At 73.7% G+C, this 16,881-nt stretch carries 14 protein-coding genes; 4 read left to right on the top strand and 10 right to left on the bottom strand.

Annotation, left to right across the window (positions count from 1 at the left end; genetic code table 11):
- Positions 1-148: 148 nt before the first annotated feature.
- The 8 genes from ESZ52_RS03010 to mfd all read right to left on the bottom strand — a co-directional run bounded on the left by ESZ52_RS03010 (position 149) and on the right by mfd (position 9,274).
- Positions 149-1,090 (bottom strand): Ppx/GppA phosphatase family protein, encoded by a 942-nt coding sequence (locus ESZ52_RS03010; RefSeq protein ID WP_131103634.1) that lies wholly within the window; start codon positions 1,088-1,090, stop codon positions 149-151.
- Entirely contained in the window at positions 1,087-1,605 is a 519-nt protein-coding gene (locus ESZ52_RS03005; RefSeq protein WP_131103633.1) for a DUF501 domain-containing protein, read from the bottom strand. Before ESZ52_RS03005 ends, ESZ52_RS03010 begins: the two co-directional genes overlap by 4 nt.
- Positions 1,602-2,114 (bottom strand): FtsB family cell division protein, encoded by a 513-nt coding sequence (locus tag ESZ52_RS03000; RefSeq protein ID WP_131103632.1) that lies wholly within the window; start codon positions 2,112-2,114, stop codon positions 1,602-1,604. The genes ESZ52_RS03005 and ESZ52_RS03000 overlap by 4 nt, the downstream gene beginning before the upstream one ends.
- Before the next feature lie 102 nt (positions 2,115-2,216).
- Complete coding sequence (gene eno, locus ESZ52_RS02995) at positions 2,217-3,497, bottom strand: phosphopyruvate hydratase (RefSeq protein ID WP_131103631.1); 1,281 nt, start codon at positions 3,495-3,497, stop codon at positions 2,217-2,219.
- 67 nt (positions 3,498-3,564) lie between these two features.
- The gene (locus ESZ52_RS02990) at positions 3,565-4,620 is read right to left on the bottom strand and encodes a nucleoside triphosphate pyrophosphohydrolase (protein WP_131103630.1); all 1,056 of its coding nucleotides are present in this window, start codon (positions 4,618-4,620) and stop codon (positions 3,565-3,567) included.
- On the bottom strand, positions 4,593-5,141 hold the full coding sequence (locus ESZ52_RS02985) for a hypothetical protein (RefSeq protein WP_131103629.1): 549 nt from the start codon (positions 5,139-5,141) through the stop codon (positions 4,593-4,595). The genes ESZ52_RS02990 and ESZ52_RS02985 overlap by 28 nt, the downstream gene beginning before the upstream one ends.
- A 28-nt stretch (positions 5,142-5,169) precedes the next feature.
- A complete protein-coding gene (locus ESZ52_RS02980) occupies positions 5,170-5,610 on the bottom strand; it encodes a DUF6918 family protein (protein WP_131103628.1) in 441 nt (146 codons plus the stop codon).
- A gap of 58 nt (positions 5,611-5,668) precedes the next feature.
- Positions 5,669-9,274: a transcription-repair coupling factor gene (gene mfd / locus ESZ52_RS02975; RefSeq protein ID WP_131103627.1), complete on the bottom strand. Its 3,606-nt coding sequence runs from the start codon at positions 9,272-9,274 to the stop codon at positions 5,669-5,671.
- A 110-nt stretch (positions 9,275-9,384) separates the two neighbouring features.
- Between mfd and ESZ52_RS19855 the strand changes: the two genes are divergently transcribed.
- The 4 genes from ESZ52_RS19855 (at position 9,385) to ESZ52_RS02950 (ending at position 15,053) form a co-directional block, all read left to right on the top strand.
- A complete protein-coding gene (locus ESZ52_RS19855; RefSeq protein WP_131103626.1) occupies positions 9,385-11,472 on the top strand; it encodes a TPM domain-containing protein in 2,088 nt (695 codons plus the stop codon).
- Between the two features lie 118 nt (positions 11,473-11,590).
- Positions 11,591-12,310, top strand: a complete 720-nt coding sequence (locus tag ESZ52_RS02965) for a PspA/IM30 family protein (protein ID WP_131103625.1) — start codon at positions 11,591-11,593, stop codon at positions 12,308-12,310.
- A gap of 50 nt (positions 12,311-12,360) precedes the next feature.
- On the top strand, positions 12,361-14,046 hold the full coding sequence (locus ESZ52_RS19100) for a TPM domain-containing protein (protein WP_181009811.1): 1,686 nt from the start codon (positions 12,361-12,363) through the stop codon (positions 14,044-14,046).
- The gene (locus tag ESZ52_RS02950; RefSeq protein WP_181009810.1) at positions 14,046-15,053 is read left to right on the top strand and encodes a TPM domain-containing protein; all 1,008 of its coding nucleotides are present in this window, start codon (positions 14,046-14,048) and stop codon (positions 15,051-15,053) included. Before ESZ52_RS19100 ends, ESZ52_RS02950 begins: the two co-directional genes overlap by 1 nt.
- Here the strand turns inward: ESZ52_RS02950 and ESZ52_RS02945 are convergent.
- A complete protein-coding gene (locus tag ESZ52_RS02945) occupies positions 15,050-15,886 on the bottom strand; it encodes a MetQ/NlpA family ABC transporter substrate-binding protein (RefSeq protein WP_131103622.1) in 837 nt (278 codons plus the stop codon). The two genes, ESZ52_RS02950 and ESZ52_RS02945, sit on opposite strands and share 4 nt — an antisense overlap.
- Positions 15,887-15,986: 100 nt before the next feature.
- The gene (locus ESZ52_RS02940; RefSeq protein WP_131103621.1) at positions 15,987-16,832 is read right to left on the bottom strand and encodes a MetQ/NlpA family ABC transporter substrate-binding protein; all 846 of its coding nucleotides are present in this window, start codon (positions 16,830-16,832) and stop codon (positions 15,987-15,989) included.
- Positions 16,833-16,881 lie beyond the last annotated feature (49 nt).

Here is a 16,881-nt window from a genome sequence, read left to right as displayed (position 1 = left end):
GCGGCTCCTGATACATCTCCGACAGAAGTTTTTTCCCGACCCCTGTGCGGACGCTCGGCGAACCCCCTGCGGACTCCTGCGGACCCTCCTGCAGAACCCTGCGCACCCGCCTCGGACGACCCGGCCCACCCGACCGGGGTCAGTACAGCTAGCCCTGGGAGAGCGCGATGCCGTCGAGGATGTCGGTCTCGGAGGTGCGCACCGTGCGCAGCCCCGAGTCGTGCGCCACCCGCTGGACCACGGTGCGCCAGATCAGGGCGCCGGCGCCGATGACGTCGACGCGCCCGGCGTGCATGTAGGGCAGGGCCCCGCGGACCGACCGGCGGGACAGGAGCAGGTCGGTGCAGGCCTCGAGGGCCGTCTCGACGGGCAGCTGGGCGCCGTGGATCCGGTCGCGGTCGTAGTCGGGCAGCCCCAGCGCGTGGGCGGTCACGGTGGTCACCGAGCCGGCCAGCCCGATGAGGGTGCCGACGCCGGAGAGGTCGACGTCGCCGGCCACGTCGTCGACCGCACGGACGATGTCCGACAGCGCTGCCCAGACCTGGTCCTCGGTCGGTGGGTCGTCGTGCAGGTGCCGCTCGGTCATCCGCACGCAGCCGATGTCGACCGACCGGGCTGCCCGCACCCCGCCCGCGGAGTCGCCGAGCACGAACTCGGTGGACCCGCCGCCGATGTCGACGACGAGGTAGGGCTCCGGGGTGCCCGTCAGGCCGGCGGTGGCGCCGGCGAACGACAGCTGCGCCTCCTCCTGGCCGCTGATCACCTCGGGCAGGACGTGGAAGGAGCCGAAGGCCGAGCGCACGCCGGCGACGAAGTCGCCGCTGTTCGAGGCGTCCCGGGAGGCCGAGGTGGCCACGAACCGGACCGTCTCGCACCCCTCCTGCCGGCACCGCTCGGCATACTCCCGGGCGGCGGTGAGGGTGCGCTCCATGGCGGCCGGTGAGATGGCCCCGGTGGCGTCGATCCCCTCTCCCAGCCGGACGATCTGCATCTGCCGGGTGACCTCGGTGAGGCTGCCGTCACCGGGGACGTCCGCGATGAGCAGCCGAATGGAGTTGGTGCCGCAGTCGACGGCGCCGACCCGGGTCATGGTGTCCCGCAGCAGCCGTCGGCCCACCAGTCCGGCAGGGCGGCGAGCGCCTCGTCGCCGAGGGGGTTGACCCCCGGTCCGGCCGCGAGCGCGTGGGCGACGAGCACGTGCAGGCACTTGACCCGGTTGGGCATGCCCCCGGCGCTGATGCCCGCGATCTCGGGCACGTCCGCCAGCTGCTCGCGCCGGCGCAGGTAGTCCTCGTGCGCCAGGGTGTAGGCCGCCCGCAGCTCGGCGTCCTCCCCCAGCCGCTCGGTCATCTCCTTCATCAGGCCCTCGCCCTCCAGGGTGGAGATCGCTCCGGTGAGCCGGGGGCAGGTGGCGTAGAAGGTGGTGGGGAACGGGGTGCCGTCGGGCAGACGGGGCTCGGTGCGCACGACGGTGGGGCAGCCGCAGGGGCACCGGTGCGCCACGGACACCACGCCACGGGCCGGCCGGCCCAGCTGGTGGCCGACCACGGCGAGGTCCTCCGCGGTGGGTGGCTGGTCCAGCGTGGTGCGGTCCGGCGCGCTCATGGGGTGGTCGTCTCCGGCAGCCCCTCGTTGGCGATGCGCACCGACTCCCAGACCTGGCCGTACCACGGGCTCTGGGCGATCGTCTCCTCGCTCACCGGGGCCATCCCCGGCAGTGCCTCGGTGTAGTCGGTGCCGGTGTCGTCGATGACAGCGAAGACGGTCTCGCCCTCCTTGACGTAGCGCAGCCGCTCCCGCGCCTGCTGCTCGACGTGGGCGGGGTCCGACCAGGTCTCCAGCTCGCCCTCCAGCGCCGCGATCTCCTTCTTCTCCGCCTCGATCTGCTGCTCGGTCGCGGTGATGTCGGCCCGCTGCTGCAGATAGCCGGACAGGGTCGGCGTCACCACCAGTCCCATGAGCACGAGGAGCACGACCAGCGTGATGAGCCGCCGCACGTGCACCGGGGTCCGCGCCGAGACCCCGCCAGCACCGGCCGCCCGGGTGGCCGCGGCCCGGGTCGGCATGGGCTGCCCGGGCCGGGCGGTGGGCCGCCGGGGTGGGCGGGTGCTCATGGGGCTCCTGGGATGCTCGGGGCTGTCGGGGCGTCGGGACGGCTGGGTGCCAGGGTATGCCGTGCGGCCACGCGGCCGGTGGTCGCAACGCCGGACAGGACCTCAGGCGCCGAAGCGGGGGAAGGCGCCGGCACCGGCGTAGACACCGGCGTCGTCGAGCTCCTCCTCGATGCGCAGCAGCTGGTTGTACTTGGCCACCCGCTCGGACCGGGCAGGTGCACCGGTCTTGATCTGGCCGCAGTTGGTCGCGACGGCCAGGTCGGCGATCGTGACGTCCTCGGTCTCCCCGGAGCGGTGGCTCATCATGCTGCGAAAGCCGTTGGCGTGCGCGAGCGCGACGGCGTCGAGGGTCTCGGTGAGCGAGCCGATCTGGTTGACCTTGACCAGCAGCGCGTTGCCGGCCTTCTCGCTGATGCCGCGCTGCAGCCGCTCGGGGTTGGTCACGAACAGGTCGTCACCCACCAGCTGGACCTTCTCGCCGAGCTCGGCGGTGATGGCCACCCAGCCCGCCCAGTCGTCCTCGTCCAGCGGGTCCTCGATCGAGACCAGCGGGTAGGAGGAGACGAGCTCGGCGTAGTACGCGGTCATGTCGGCGGCCGAGCGCTGCTCCCCCTCGAAGGTGTACGCGCCGTCGGTGTAGAACTCGCTGGCCGCCACATCCAGGGCCAGGGCGATGTCGCTGCCGGCCGTGTAGCCCGCCTTGGCGATGGCCTCCATGATGAGGTCCAGCGCCGCCCGGTTGGACTCCAGGTTGGGCGCGAAGCCGCCCTCGTCGCCCAGCCCGGTGGAGAGCCCACGCTCCTGGAGCACGCTCTTGAGCGCGTGGTAGACCTCCGTGCCCCAGCGCAGCGCCTCGCGGAAGGTGCCGGCCCCGATCGGGGCGATCATGAACTCCTGGATGTCGACGTTGGAGTCGGCGTGCGAGCCGCCGTTGAGGATGTTCATCATCGGCACCGGCAGCACGTGCGCGTTGGGGCCGCCGACGTAGCGGAACAGCGGCAGGCCCGCGGAGTCCGCGGCAGCCTTGGCCACGGCCAGCGAGACCCCCAGGATGGCGTTGGCGCCGATCTCGCCCTTGTTGTCCGTCCCGTCCGCGGCCAGCATCTCCTGGTCCACGAGGCGCTGCTCGGAGGCGTCGAAGCCCAGCAGGCGCGGCTCGAGGTCGTCCATCACCGCGGTCACCGCGTTCTCGACGCCCTTGCCGAGATAGCGGCTCTGGTCGCCGTCGCGCCGCTCGACGGCCTCGAACGCGCCGGTGGAGGCACCGGAGGGCACGGCGGCGCGGGCGACGGTGCCGTCGTCCAGACCGACCTCGACCTCCACGGTCGGGTTGCCTCGGGAGTCGAGGATCTCGCGGGCGATGATGGCGTCGATGACGGCCATGGGTGCTCCTTCGTCGGGCGTGCTGGGTGGCGGATCTGGGTGGTTCGGGGCTGGTGCGTCGGGGTGGTCAGGTGCGGTCCGAGCCTAGCGCTCGTGCGGCCTGCGCCAGGGCCCGGAGGGTATGCCGCAGCGCCGCGTCGGGGTCGGTCCCGTCGGCCCGCAGCTCCAGGACCGTGCGCAGGAGCCGGGCCCCCGGGTCGCCGGTGTCCTCGAGCTTGCCGACCTGGTCCGTGAGCCAGTCCCCGTGCCCGGCCCGCTCCAGCCGGGAGGCCACCTTGGCGGCGCGGGCGAGGGACGGCATACCGGCCGGGATCCCGTCCAGCGGGTGGGCACGCTGGGTCGCGTGCGGCTTGTCCGCGTTCTCGCGGGCCTTGATCGCCTCCCAGCTGGCCTCGACGGCGGCCGCGTCCTTCGCGTGCACGTCGGCGAAGACGTGCGGGTGGCGGCGCACCAGCTTGGCGACCAGTGCCCCGGCCACGTCGTCGACGTCGAAGGGGTCCTCGGCATGGTCGGCCCCGACCCGGGCGTGGAAGAGGACCTGGAGCAGGACGTCACCGAGCTCCTCGACCGCGTCGCTGCGCAGGTCGGGGCCGTCCGGCCCCTCCGGCTCCTCGAGCCGCTCCAGCACCTCGGCCGCCTCGTGAGCCTCCTCGATGAGGTACGGGGTCAGGCTGGCGTGCGTCTGCTCGGCGTCCCAGGGGCACCCGCCGGGCGAGCGGAGACGGTCCATCACGGCCACCGCGTCGAGCAGCCGCGCGCCCGGGGTGTCCCAGGACGCGACGAGCAGCTCCAGCGTGGGCGGGTCGCCCTCGGGCAGCTCGACCGCGAGCGCCTCGGCCAGCCCGGGGTCGCCGTCGGGTGAACCCACCCAGACCAGCGTCCCCTCCACCCGCGTCAGCAGGTGCCGCGCCAGCCTCTGCGGGGAGGCGAGGTGCTCGAGACCGGGCACGGACACCTCGACCCCGGCCGCCCGCAGCGCCCGGGGCGTCGCGGCGTCGGGGTCGGCGGCCAGGACGACGGCGGCGGCGCGGACGGTGTCCCAGGCGGTCGCCGAGAGCAGCCCCGGCGCGACCCGGGGCGAGGTGAGCAGGAGCGTCAGTTGGTGCCGGACGGGGTGATCCACGCGGGCACCTCGGCGACGACACCGCCCTCCTCGGGCTTCCAGGTGCCGAAGCGGGGGTTGACCTCGACGTCGAGGTCGAGGATGTCCTCCTGGGTCACGGCGTTGAGCTGCGCCAGGACCGGGCCCATCGCCGGGTCCTCCTGGATCCCCGGCGCCTGCAGGATGGAGGCGTAGTGCCGGAACCGGGCCGAGCTCAGGGCCAGCTCGTTGGGCTCCTCCTCCAGGCCGGCTCCGTGCATCGTGCTGGTCAGCTGGGCGTCGGAGACGGTGTAGGGCGAGCCGTGGAAGGCGTCCGCGATGAGGGGCACGACCGCGGCCTCGTAGACGATCTGCGAGACGTCGACCGGGTTGGCGGCGATGCTGTCGATCTGGGCGACGGCCTGCTGCACCTCCTGCATCGAGTACGCGGTGCCGTGGATGACCGCACCCTCGCGCATCCCGGGGCCGCTGCACGCGCTGAGGGCGAGAGAGGCCGCGATGACCAGCGCCGCAGGGCGCGTCGAACGCTTCACATGGCTCATCACGGGGCCATCATCGCACGCGCCGTCGTCAGCGGACGAAGCGCTCCAGGGTCGCACCCAGACCCGGCAGGGCGGCCACCACGTGCTCCTTGGCCCGTCCCCGGAAGCTGCCGTAGACCTTGCCCAGCGGGTTGCCCTCCACGGACCTGGCGCGGGCGTCAGCCACCGCGAGCAGCTCGTCGGCGACCTGGGAGGAGCGGGCCGGGTCGGCCAGGTAGGCCCCGAACGGCTGCTCACCCTTGGCCTCGAAGTGCGGGTCCAGCGCCCGGGCGACCCCGGGCAGCAGCGCGTTGGCTGCCCGCCCCACCCCGCCGCCGGGGGCCTTGCGGGCACCGGCGAGCGCGGTCTTCAGCATGGTGCCGCTGATCCCCTTCTTGCCCGAGACCTCGGTCTCGGCCAGCTGGACCAGGGCGTCGACCACCTGCGGGCGGACCGTGGGGTCGAGCAGGGAGGTGCTGAGCGTGTTCATGGCGTCAGCATGCCACGACGGGCGGGGCCCGCCGTGCGCGGCAGGACCCGCCTCGGCGTCACCCGACCGCGGCGTAGTCGTCGAGCAGGATCGAGCGCACCAGCTGCGCCGCCCAGTCGAGAATCTCCTTGTCCCGCAACGGCTTGCCCGCGACGGCGGCTGTCCTGGGCATCGGCACCAGGATCTGCCGCAGGGCCGGCTTGATGATCGTGCCCTTGTAGACGCGGGTGAGCCGCAGCTGCTGGGACTCGCGCAGGTCCTCGACCGGCCCGAAGCGGACCATCTTGCCCTGGACGGCGATGTCGGTGATGCCCGCGGCGCGGGCCACCGTGCGCAGCCGGGCCACCTCCAGCAGCGTCTCCACCGGAGGCGGCGGGGTGCCGTACCGGTCGACCAGCTCCTCGCGGATGCGGTCGAGCTCCGCCTCGTCCCCGACCTGGGCCAGCTTGCGGTAGGCCTCCAGCCGGAGCCGCTCCCCCGGCACGTAGTCGTGCGGCAGGTGCGCGTCGACCGGCAGCTCGATCTTCACCTCGGCGGGGGGTTCCTCGGCCTCGCCCTTGAACGCGGCCACCGCCTCACCGACGAGGCGCACGTAGAGGTCGAAGCCGACCCCCTCGATGTGCCCGGACTGCTCGCCGCCGAGCAGGTTGCCGGCGCCGCGGATCTCCAGGTCCTTCATCGCCACCGCGATGCCGGAGCCCAGGTCGGTGTTCGCCGCGATCGTCTGCAGCCGGTCCACGGCCGTCTCGGTCAGCGGCTTCTCCGGCGGGTAGAGGAAGTAGGCGTAGGCCCGCTCCCGGCCCCGGCCGACCCGCCCGCGCAGCTGGTGCAGCTGGGACAGGCCGAGGGTGTCTGCGCGCTCCACGATGAGGGTGTTGGCGTTGGAGATGTCCAGGCCAGTCTCCACGATCGTGGTGCAGACCAGGACGTCGAAGCGCCGCTCCCAGAAGTCCACCACCACCTGCTCCAGCCGCTGCTCACCCAGCTGCCCGTGCGCGGTCTCCACCCGCGCCTCGGGCACAAGATCACGGAGGCGCGCAGCCGCCTTTTCGATCGAGCCCACCTTGTTGTGGATGTAGAAGACCTGGCCCTCGCGCAGCAGCTCCCGGCGGATGGCCGCGGCGATCTGCTTCTCGTCGTAGGCCCCGACGAAGGTGAGGATCGGGTGCCGCTCCTCCGGCGGGGTGGCCAGGGTCGACATCTCCCGGATGCCGGTGATGGCCATCTCCAGGGTGCGGGGGATCGGCGTGGCCGACATCGCCAGGACGTCGACGTTAGTGCGCAGCGCCTTGAGCTGCTCCTTGTGCTCCACGCCGAAGCGTTGCTCCTCGTCGATGACCACCAGGCCCAGGTCCTTGAACCGCACGGTGGAGCCGAGCAGCCGATGGGTGCCGATGACCAGGTCGACCGAGCCGTCGGCCAACCCGGCGATGACCTCCTTGGCCTCCTTGTCGCTCTGGAAGCGGGACAGCGCCCTGACCACGACGGGGAACTGGGCATAACGCTCGGAGAAGGTCTCGTAGTGCTGCTGCACGAGCAGGGTGGTCGGCACCAGCACGGCCACCTGCTTGCCGTCCTGGATGGCCTTGAACGCCGCGCGGACCGCGATCTCGGTCTTGCCGTAGCCGACGTCGCCGCTGACCAGGCGATCCATCGGCACGGTCTTCTCCATGTCCGCCTTCACCTCCTCGATCGAGGAGAGCTGGTCCGGGGTCTCGGTGAAGGCGAAGGCGTCCTCCAGCTCGCGCTGCCACGGCGTGTCGGGCCCGAAGGCGTAGCCCTGGCTGGCCTGCCGCGCCGAGTAGAGCCGGATCAGCTCGCCGGCGATCTGCTTGACGTGCTTGCGCGCCCGCGCCTTGGTCTTCTGCCAGTCCGCCCCGCCGAGCCGGTGCAGGGTGGGCGCCTCGCCGCCGACGTACTTGGTCAGCTGGTCCAGCTGGTCGGTAGGCAGGAAGAGCCGGTCGGGCTGACCATGTCCCCGCGGCTTGGAGCTGGCGTACTCCAGCACCACGTACTCACGGGTGGCCCCCTGCACCGTGCGCTGGGCCATCTCCACGAACCTGCCCACGCCGTGCTGCTCGTGCACGACGAAGTCGCCGGGCCGCAGCTGGAGGGGGTCGACCTGGTGCCGGCGCCGGGCCGGCATCTTCCGCATGTCGCGGGTGCTGCCACCGCTGGTCTGCTGCCCGGTGAGGTCGGTCTCCCCGACCAGCACGAGCCCGCCCTCGCTGAGGACGAACCCGCGCCCGACCCGTCCCGCCGTGACGGTGACCAGGTCCGTGGGCAGCGGTGCCGACAGCTCCTCGGCCACCCGGTGGGGCACGTCGTGCTCGCCGAGCACCTCGCCCACGCGCCGGGCGAGGCCGGGGCCGTCCAGGGCCAGGACGACCTGGCGCTGCTCGCCCAGCCAGCCGCGCAGGTCGCCCACCAGGGTCTCGACGTCGCTGCGGTATGCCGTCACCTGGGCGGACGGGACGACCAGCGTGGTGACCTCGGCCTCGTCGGCGGTGGCCTGCGCCAGCTCGGCGTCGGCGGTGAACGCGGTCAGCGCCCACCACGGGCGGCCGGAGGACAGGGTGTGCGTGCGCATGTCGGCCAGCGACCAGGACGACGCGGTGCCGAGCACCTGCTGCAGGTCGATCGGCACGCTCGCGCCACCGCCGGCGGCGGCCGCCCACCCCGCCTGGAGGAACTCCTCGCTGGTCATGACCAGGTCGTGCGCCCGGGTGCGGACCCGCTCGGGGTCGAGGACGACCACCCGGGCACCCTCGGGCAGGACGTCGACCAGGGTCTCCATGCCGTCCACCAGGGCGGGCGCGAGGGACTCCATACCCTCCACCGCGATGCCCTCGGCGATCCTGGTGAGCATGTCCGCGGCGCCGGGCAGGACGTCGACCAGCTCGGCCGCGCGGGCCTGGACCTCCGCGGTGAGCAGGACCTCCCGGCAGGGCGGGGCGTAGAGGCCGTGCTCGGCGATCTCCAGGCTGCGCTGGTCGGCGACCTTGAACCAGCGCACCTCCTCGACGGTGTCGCCCCAGAACTCGACGCGGACCGGGTGCTCCTCGGTGGGCGGGAAGACGTCGAGGATGCCGCCGCGGACCGCGAACTCCCCGCGCCGCTCGACCATGTCGACGCGGGTGTAGGCGGCCCCCACGAGCGCCTCGGCCACCTCGGTGAGCGGGCGGTCCTGCCCGGCCCGCAGCGACACCGGCTCCAGGTCGCCCAGCCCCTTGACCACCGGCTGCAGGAGCGCGCGGACGCTGGCCACGACCACCCGCACCGGTCCGGTGGCGGGGTCGCTGTCGGCGGAGTCGTCCGGGTGGGCCAGGCGGCGCAGCGTCGCCAGCCGTCGACCGACGGTGTCCGAGCGCGGGCTGAGCCGCTCGTGCGGCAGGGTCTCCCAGGAGGGGAAGGCGGCGACCACGTCGGGCCCGTCCGGCAGCAGGTCACCCAGGACGGCCACCAGGTCGTCCGCCTCCCGCCCGGTGGCCGTCACCGCGAGGACGGGGGCCTGGTCGCTCCCGGCCAGTGCGGCGACCAGCGCCGGGTGCGCGCCGGAGGCTGCGGAGACGTCGACGGCACGGACGCCCTCGCGGGCGGCAGCCAGCACCGGCGCCACCGACGGGTGGGCGCAGAGCAGGTCGACGACGGGCGAGAGGGGCATGGGGATCCTTCAGGCGCGAGGCGGCAGAGCAGGGGTGGGTCCCACATTCTACGGCGGCCAGGGCACCCCGGTGGACGCGAACGCGAGCGGTCGGGGAGGATCGGGGCGTGATGCCTGACGCTCGCCGGCCTCGTCCCCGACCCCGGCGCACCGCCGCGACCCTGACCACCCTGGCGGTGGCCGGCCTGCTCGCCCCGGGCCCCGCGGCGTGGGCCGAGGAGCCGGTCAACCTGCCCGGCCCGGTCACCGACGCCGCCGACGTGCTCTCCCCCTCGGAGGAGACCGAGGTGGAGGAGCGGATCGACGCGCTGCAGCAGGAGACCGGTCTGCAGCTGTTCGTGGTCTTCGTGGACGAGTTCCACGACTCCTCCGGCGCACTGATCAACGGTCCGGAGTGGGCGCAGCTCACCTCCGAGGAGTCCGGTATGGGGCCCGGCGACCTGGTCCTGGCGGTCGCGGTGGAGCAGCGCGCCTACGGCCTGGGGGACATCGGCAGCACCCTCTCCGGGCAGTCGCTGCAGCGGGTGCAGCTGCAGGACGTCGAGCCCCGGCTCGGCCAGGACGACTGGTCGGGCGCCGCGGAGGCTGCCGTCGACGGTGTGGCGCGGGAGCACGCACGGCCCTCCGGCGGCGGGATCAGCTCCGACCGGCCGGTGCGCACGCGGTCGTCCGGCGGCCTGGGCAACTTCACCGGGGCCCTGCTGGTGCCGCTGCTGGTCGGGGGCGGGGCGGTCCTGGTCATCCGCGCGGCCACCAGGAGCAAGGGCGGCGGCCGCACCACCCGCGGCGGGGGCGCCGGGGGCTCCGGGCCGGCCGCGGCGCAGGGCGTCAGCCTGCAGGAGCTGGAGCGGCAGTCGGCGGAGGCGCTGGTGTCGATGGACAACGCCGTCCGCAGCGCCGAGGAGGAGCTCGCCTTCGCCGAGGCACAGTTCGGCCGGCAGCGCACCGAGGCCTTCCGTGGCGTGCTGGAGCAGGCCGAGTCTGCGGCCAAGGAGGCGTTCTCCCTGCGCCAGCAGCTCGACGACGACCAGCGCGAGCCGGACGACGTGCGCCGCAGCATGCTGTCGCGGATCGTCCAGCTCACGAGCCAGGCCCGCCGCGCGCTGGACGAGCACACCGCGGAGTTCGCCACGCTGCGGGCCCTGCAGGACCGGGCCCCACAGTTCCTGGACGAGCTCACCACCCGGGCCCGGGAGACGCGGGAGCGGCTGCCCACCGCCCGGCAGGAGCTCGACGGGCTGGCCGCCCGCCACCCCCGGGAGGCGCTGGTCACGGTGCGCGCCCACCTCGAGCAGGCGACCGGGCTGCTGGACTCCGCCGACGGCTTCATCGTCGCCGGCCGGCAGTCGTTGGAGCGCGACGACCGTCCTTCGGCCGTGGCCGCCGCCCGGGCCGCGGAGGAGTCGATCGGGCAGGCGGCCAGCCTGCTGGACGCCGTCTCCCGCGCCGACGCCGACCTGTCCAGCGCGGCGGAGCAGCTCAGCCGCGGCATCGCCTCGCTGACCGCGGACATCCAGGACGCCCAGCGGCTGGCTCCGCACGAGCCGACGGTCGGGCACTCCGTGCAGCGTGCCCGCGAGGCGATCGAGCGGGCCCAGGCGGCCCGGAGCTCCGGCGACCCGCTGCGGGCGCTGGCGGATCTCGACGTGGCCGAGCACGACCTGGACACCCTCCTGGAGCCGATGCGGGAGCAGGAGGCCCACGTGACCAAGATGCGGGAGGACTTCGCCCAGCGCTACACCCGGGTCGGGGCCCGCCTGCAGAGCATCAACCAGACGATCGCGACGCGACGAGGCGCCATCTCCAGCGGGGCGCGGACCCGGATGTCGGAGGCGCTGCGGCTCTACGAGGAGGCGCGCACCACCAGCGGCACGGACCCCCGCGCCGCGATGGGGCTGCTCACCCGCGCCGAGCAGCTCGGCGAGCAGGCCCTGACCGAGGCGAACAACGACCTGGGCAGCTGGGGCGGGTCCGGAGGCTCCGGCGGGGGCGGCGGCATCGATCCCTGGTCGGTGATCCTGGGCGGCATCCTGCTCGGGGGCGGCGGTCGCGGCCGTCGCCATTCCGGTGGCTGGGGCGGCAGCTGGGGTGGTGGCGGCAGCTTCGGCGGCGGCAGCTTCGGCGGGGGCAGCTTCGGCGGGGGCAGCTTCGGCGGGGGCGGGGGCAGAGGAGGAAGCTTCACCGGCGGACGGTTCTAGGGCCAGCACGACGACCAAGCACGACGACCAAGCACGAGACCACAGTTCCACCTACTCTTCCGCCGACCGGCGGGATCAGGCTCCCCGCCGACCGGCGGGCCGAGAAAGGACACCGAGGATGACCCAGAAGCAGACGATCATCGGCCGCATCAGCCAGCTCGCGCGGGCCAACATCAACGCGCTGCTGGACCGTGCCGAGGACCCGGAGAAGATGCTGGACCAGCTCATCCGGGACTACACCAACAGCATCGCGGAGGCCGAGGAGGCCGTGGCCCAGACCATCGCCAACGTGCGGATGGCCGAGACCGACCTGCAGACCGACCGCGAGGCGGTCGCCGAGTGGGGCCGCAAGGCGGCCGCTGCCGCGGCCAAGGCGGAGCAGATGCGCGGCGCGGGGGACCCGGACGGCGCCTTCAAGTTCGACGACCTGGCGCGGGTGGCGCTCAACCGCCAGATCCAGCACGAGAACGACATCAAGAGCGCCGAGCCGGTCATCGCCCAGCAGAACAAGACGGTGGACCAGCTCAAGGACGGGCTGGCGATGATGAAGACCAAGCTGGAGGACCTCAAGTCCCGACGCAACACCCTGGTCGCGCGGGCCCGGTCCGTCGAGGCGCAGGAGACCGTGCAGAGCGCGATGTCCTCCATCGACGTCATGGACCCCAGCAGCGACATCGCCCGCTGGGAGGACCAGATCCGGCGTCAGGAGGCCATGGTGCAGGGGCGCGCCGAGGCGCAGTCGACCAGCCTGGAGGACCGGTTCGCCGAGCTCGAGGACCACAGCAACGACGCCGAGATCGAGGCCCGCCTGGCGCAGCTCAAGGGTCAGCAGAGCTGAGCCGGGTCCAGCACCTCACCGCCGTCCTGGCCCTCGGGGTCGGGGCGGCGGTGCTGCAGGGGTCCCCCGCCGCCGCCGAGCCGCCGCACCAGCTCGAGGAGCAGATCACCGACCCCTCGGCATACCTCTCCCCTGCCCAGGTGCGTCAGGTGACGGCGGCGCTGGAGGAGCTGGAGGACGGGCACGGGATCGTGCTGCACGTCGTGCTCGTCGAGGACTTCGACGGGATGGACGGCGTCGACTGGGCCGAGGCGTCCTTCGACCGCACCGGGCTCGGTGCCGACGACGCTCTCCTGGCGGTGGCGATCGAGGCGGGGCGCTACGGGCTGGTCGACGAGACCGAGGTCGTGCCCGAGCGGGCGCGGCAGATCGCGGCCGAGGAGGTCGAGCCGCAGCTGCGCGAGGGTGACTGGGCGGGGGCCGCCGTCGCCGCGGCACAGGGGTATGCCGTCGCGGACCCGGTCGGAGCCCGGTCCACCTGGACGGCCGTGCTGGGCACCCTCGGCGCGATGGGCGCCGTCGCGGCCGGTGGCGCCGGCATCTGGTCCTGGCGTCGTCGCCGCGGGCTGGCGCGCACGCTCTTCACCGAGCGGGAGCGGACGAGCCTGCGGGTCGGGCCGCTGAGGGAACGCCTGGAGGAGCTCGGGCAGGAGGTCAGCTTCGTCCCCACCGAGCTCGACGAGCAGGACGCGCAGTGGGCCGGTGAGGAGCACCGACGGGCGGAGTCCCTGCTCGGTGAGGCGGTCGCGCTGCTGGGCCGGGTGCCGCGTGAGCCCCGCGGCTGGGCTCCCTCCTCCGGCACGGTGCACGGCTGGCAGCGGGACCACGACCAGGCCTCGCGTGTCCTGGACCAACTCGACCAGCACCTGACGACCTCGGTGGCGCAGCTGCGGCTGGCGCGGGAGATCGTCACCGACCCCTCCACGCTGACCGGTGTGACGGCCGAGCTCGCCGCACATCAGCACCGGCGGCAGCAGCTGGCCGGGGTGCAACCGGTGACCGAGCCGCCCGCCCCGGCGTTCGTCCGGCGCCGCGTGACAGAGCGGCTTGCGCGGGCCGACGCGGCCCTGACCGAAGGGGCCGCGGCGCTGCAGTCAGCCCGTGAGCACGTCGGGGCCCGTCGAGGCCGAGCGGCCCTGGATTCCGTCGCGTCGGCACGCGAGCATCTTGCGCAGGCGGTGGCCGCCCTGGATCGCGCCGCCGACCCTCAGGCCGAGCTGGACCAGGCCAGCGCCGACCTGCGCAGTGGGCAGCGTGGCCTGCGCGGCCTGCTCGCGGAGGGCGAGCGGGAGCTGGGCCAGCACAGCCGGTACGCACGCGAGCTGGCGCCGCCGGGGCGCGGAGGGCGGTGGTCCGAGCTCTTCCCCGTCGCGCTGGACGAGGCGCTGCACCGGGCCCGCGAGCTGGTCGCCGCCCTGCCCGGGGAGGACCCCCAGGCCCAGCTGGAGCAGGTCGAGCTGGCCTCGGCAGAGCTCAGCACGGCGCTGGGTCCGTACCAGCAGGCCAGGGCCACGCTGGAGCAGCGACGGCGGGCCAGGGAACGCGCCCTGGAGGAGGATGCTGCGAGAGACTCCGACAGCGGGTGGTCCAGCTCGTCGGGCCGGAGCTCCTCGCGGTCAAGGTCGTCGCGGTCCTCGAGGTCGTCGAGGTCGCGGTCCTCGGGGTCCGGGTCGAGATCACGCTCCTCCCGCTCCCGGTCCTCCTCCCGCCGCAACCGCAGCGGAGGACGCTTCTGATGCACCGGGCCCGGACGGCTCGGCTGCTCGTCACCGGGGTCCTGACGGGCCTGGCCCTGACCCTGCCGGTCGGGACGGCCGTGGCGGTGCCGCCCTTCGACCTGCCGGCCGAGCTGGTCGACGAGCAGGGGGTGCTCGCCGACCCCGAGGCGGTACGGGCGGCCCAGGACGCGTACTTCGAGGAGTCCCGCCGTCAGGTCTTCGTCGTCGTGGTGGACGACCTCGCCGGGTGGGAGCCGGCCGCCTGGCTGGCCGAGACGGCGCGGCTGAGCGGTCTGGGCGAGGAGGACCTGGCGTTGCTCGTGGTGGCCGACGCCGACACCGACACTGGCACCGACGGCGACACTGACGGGGACCCTGGCGCCGACACTGACGGGGAGCCTGGCGCCGTCACGGCCGCGCTGCTCGCCCCGGAGGGCGCCGGCCTGCCGCCCGGTGCCATGGCTCGCACCGAGGGCGACATCTCGGCAGCCGCAGCGGGCGGCGACGCCGACGAGGTGGTCCGCGCGGCCTTGGCCGGGCTGCGGGCGGCCGGGGTCGACCGGCCCGGCGATGCCACCGTCCGGACGCTGTGGTGGGCGGCCGTGGCGATCCTGGTGCTGGCCGTGGCCGGCACGGTGACGCTCTGGCTCACCCAGCGCGCCCGCACCGCCACCCGGGAGGCCGCCGCCCGGGTGCGCGCCGAGGAGCTGAGCGGGACGCTGGGCACCCTGGTCGTCGAGCTGGACGACGCACTCGAGGAGGCCCAGCTGGAGCTGGACCTGGCGTCGGCGCGCGTGGACGGACAAGCAGGTGCGGCGACGCTGGCCCAGGCCCAGGCGACTGTGCGGCTGGCCCGGGAGGAGGCGGTCGAGGTCCACCGTCGGCGCTCCGCGCTGTCGCTGGGGCCGACGGCGGACCTGACCTGGCGGGTGCCCCCGGGTGAGGCGGTCGCCGAGCTGGAGGAGCTGCATACCCTGACCCGGTCCGCGCACGACCGGGTGCGGGGGCTGCAGCTGCCGGCCTAGGCCGAGCGGGCCGAGATCACGGCGCCGTCGTAGGTGTCCTCGATGAACCGGGCGACCTCCTCCGAGCCCAGCAGCTCGGCGAGCTGGGCGATCCGCGGGTCGTCCTCGTCGCCCGCCCGCACGACCAGCAGGTTGGCGTAGGGGTTGTCCTCGGGCGCCTCGGCGGCCAGCGCGTCGGTGGCCGGGGAGAGGTCGGCCTGGATCGCGTAGTTGCCGTTGATCACGGCGGCGTCGACGTCCGGCAGGCTGCGGGGCAGCTGGGCCGCCTCGATCTCCACGAACTGCAGGTCCTGGGGGTTGTCCTCGATGTCCAGCACCGTGGCCGAGGCCTCGCCGGTGTCCGCCAGGGTGAGCAGACCCTGGTCGGCGAGGAGGTGCAGCGCCCGCGCCCCGTTGGTCGGGTCGTTGGGGATCGCGATCTGCGCGCCGTCCGGGATCTCCTCGACGGTGCCGAGCGTGGCCGAGTAGAGCCCGAGCGGCTCCAGGTGGACGGGGGCGACGGCCTCGAAGTCGTACCCGGCGGCGGCTTCCTGCTCGGCCAGGTAGGGGGCGTGCTGGAAGTAGTTGGCGTCCAGGGAGCCGTCGTCCAGGGCGACGTTGGGCTGCAGGTAGTCGGTGAACTCGACCAGCTCCAGCTCCAGCCCGGCCTCCTCGGCGAGCTCGTCGTCGACGAACTGCAGGATCTGCGCGTGCGGCAGCGGCGAGACGCCGACGGTGAGCGGGCCGGAGTCCTCGGCGGTCCCGCCGGTCTCCGCGGCGGTGTCGGAGCCGCAGGCGCTCAGGGCCAGGGCTCCGGCGGTGAGGAGGACGGTGAGAGTGAACGGACGGTGCATGGTCGTGTCCTTCGTCGGGGGTGGGGTGCAGGGGTGAGGGTGCGAGGTGAGGGGCGGCAGGCCCCGGGGTGTGGACGTGAGTGTGGGCGCCGCGTGCGGGTCAGAAGGCGGCGACCACGGCCCCGTCGTAGGTCTCGTCGATGAACTGGCGGACCTCCTCCGAGGTCAGCACCTCCAGCAGTGCCTGCAGGGCCGGGTCGTCCTCGTCACCGGCACGGACGACGAGCTGGTTGGCGTAGGTGGTGTCGCTCGTGTCCTCGGCGACCAGGGCGTCCTCGGCCGGCTTGAGCTGCGCGTCGAGGGCGAAGTTGCCGGGGACGGCGGCAATGTCGACGTCGGCCAGGCTGCGTGGCAGCTGGGGCGCCTCGACCTCCTCGAAGCGCAGCTTCCGCGGGTTCTCCTCGATGTCGAGCACCGTCGGCACCGGGGCGTCCGGGTCGGCCAGCGTGATCAGGCCCTCGGCCGCGAGGAGCTTCAGCCCACGGGACCCGTTGACCGGGTCGTTGGGGATGGCCACCGTCGCACCCTCGGGCACCTCGCCGAGGTCGGCCAGGCTCTCGGAGTACAGACCCATCGGCTGGAAGCTGATCGTCGCCAGCCCGGTGAAGTCGTAGCCGGCGGCCTGCGACTGGTCGGCGAGGAAGACGCCGTGCTGGTAGTAGTTGGCGTCCACCGAGCCCTCGTCGAGGGCGACGTTGGGCTGGACGTAGTCGGTGAACTCCACGATCTCGATGTCGATGCCGGCCTCGGCGGCCAGCTCCTCGTCGACGAACTCCAGGATCGTCGCGTGCGGGACGGGGGTGACGGCGACGCGGACGGTGGTGACACCGTCCGCCTGGTCCGCGTCTCCGGCCGGGTCCGAGGCTGCGTCAGAGGTGCTGCCGCAGGCGGCGAGGGTCAGGACCGAGGTCAGGACGAGGGCGGTCAGGGGCAGGGAGGTACGCATGGGGACTCCTAGGTGAGGGCAGCGAAAGATGGGACGAGCAGGTCGAGAG

It is taken from the genome of Ornithinimicrobium sufpigmenti, assembly GCF_004322775.1.
GTDB classification, from domain to species: Bacteria; Actinomycetota; Actinomycetes; order Actinomycetales; family Dermatophilaceae; genus Ornithinicoccus; species Ornithinicoccus sufpigmenti.
This window is presented reverse-complemented; position numbering and strand designations above follow the sequence as displayed.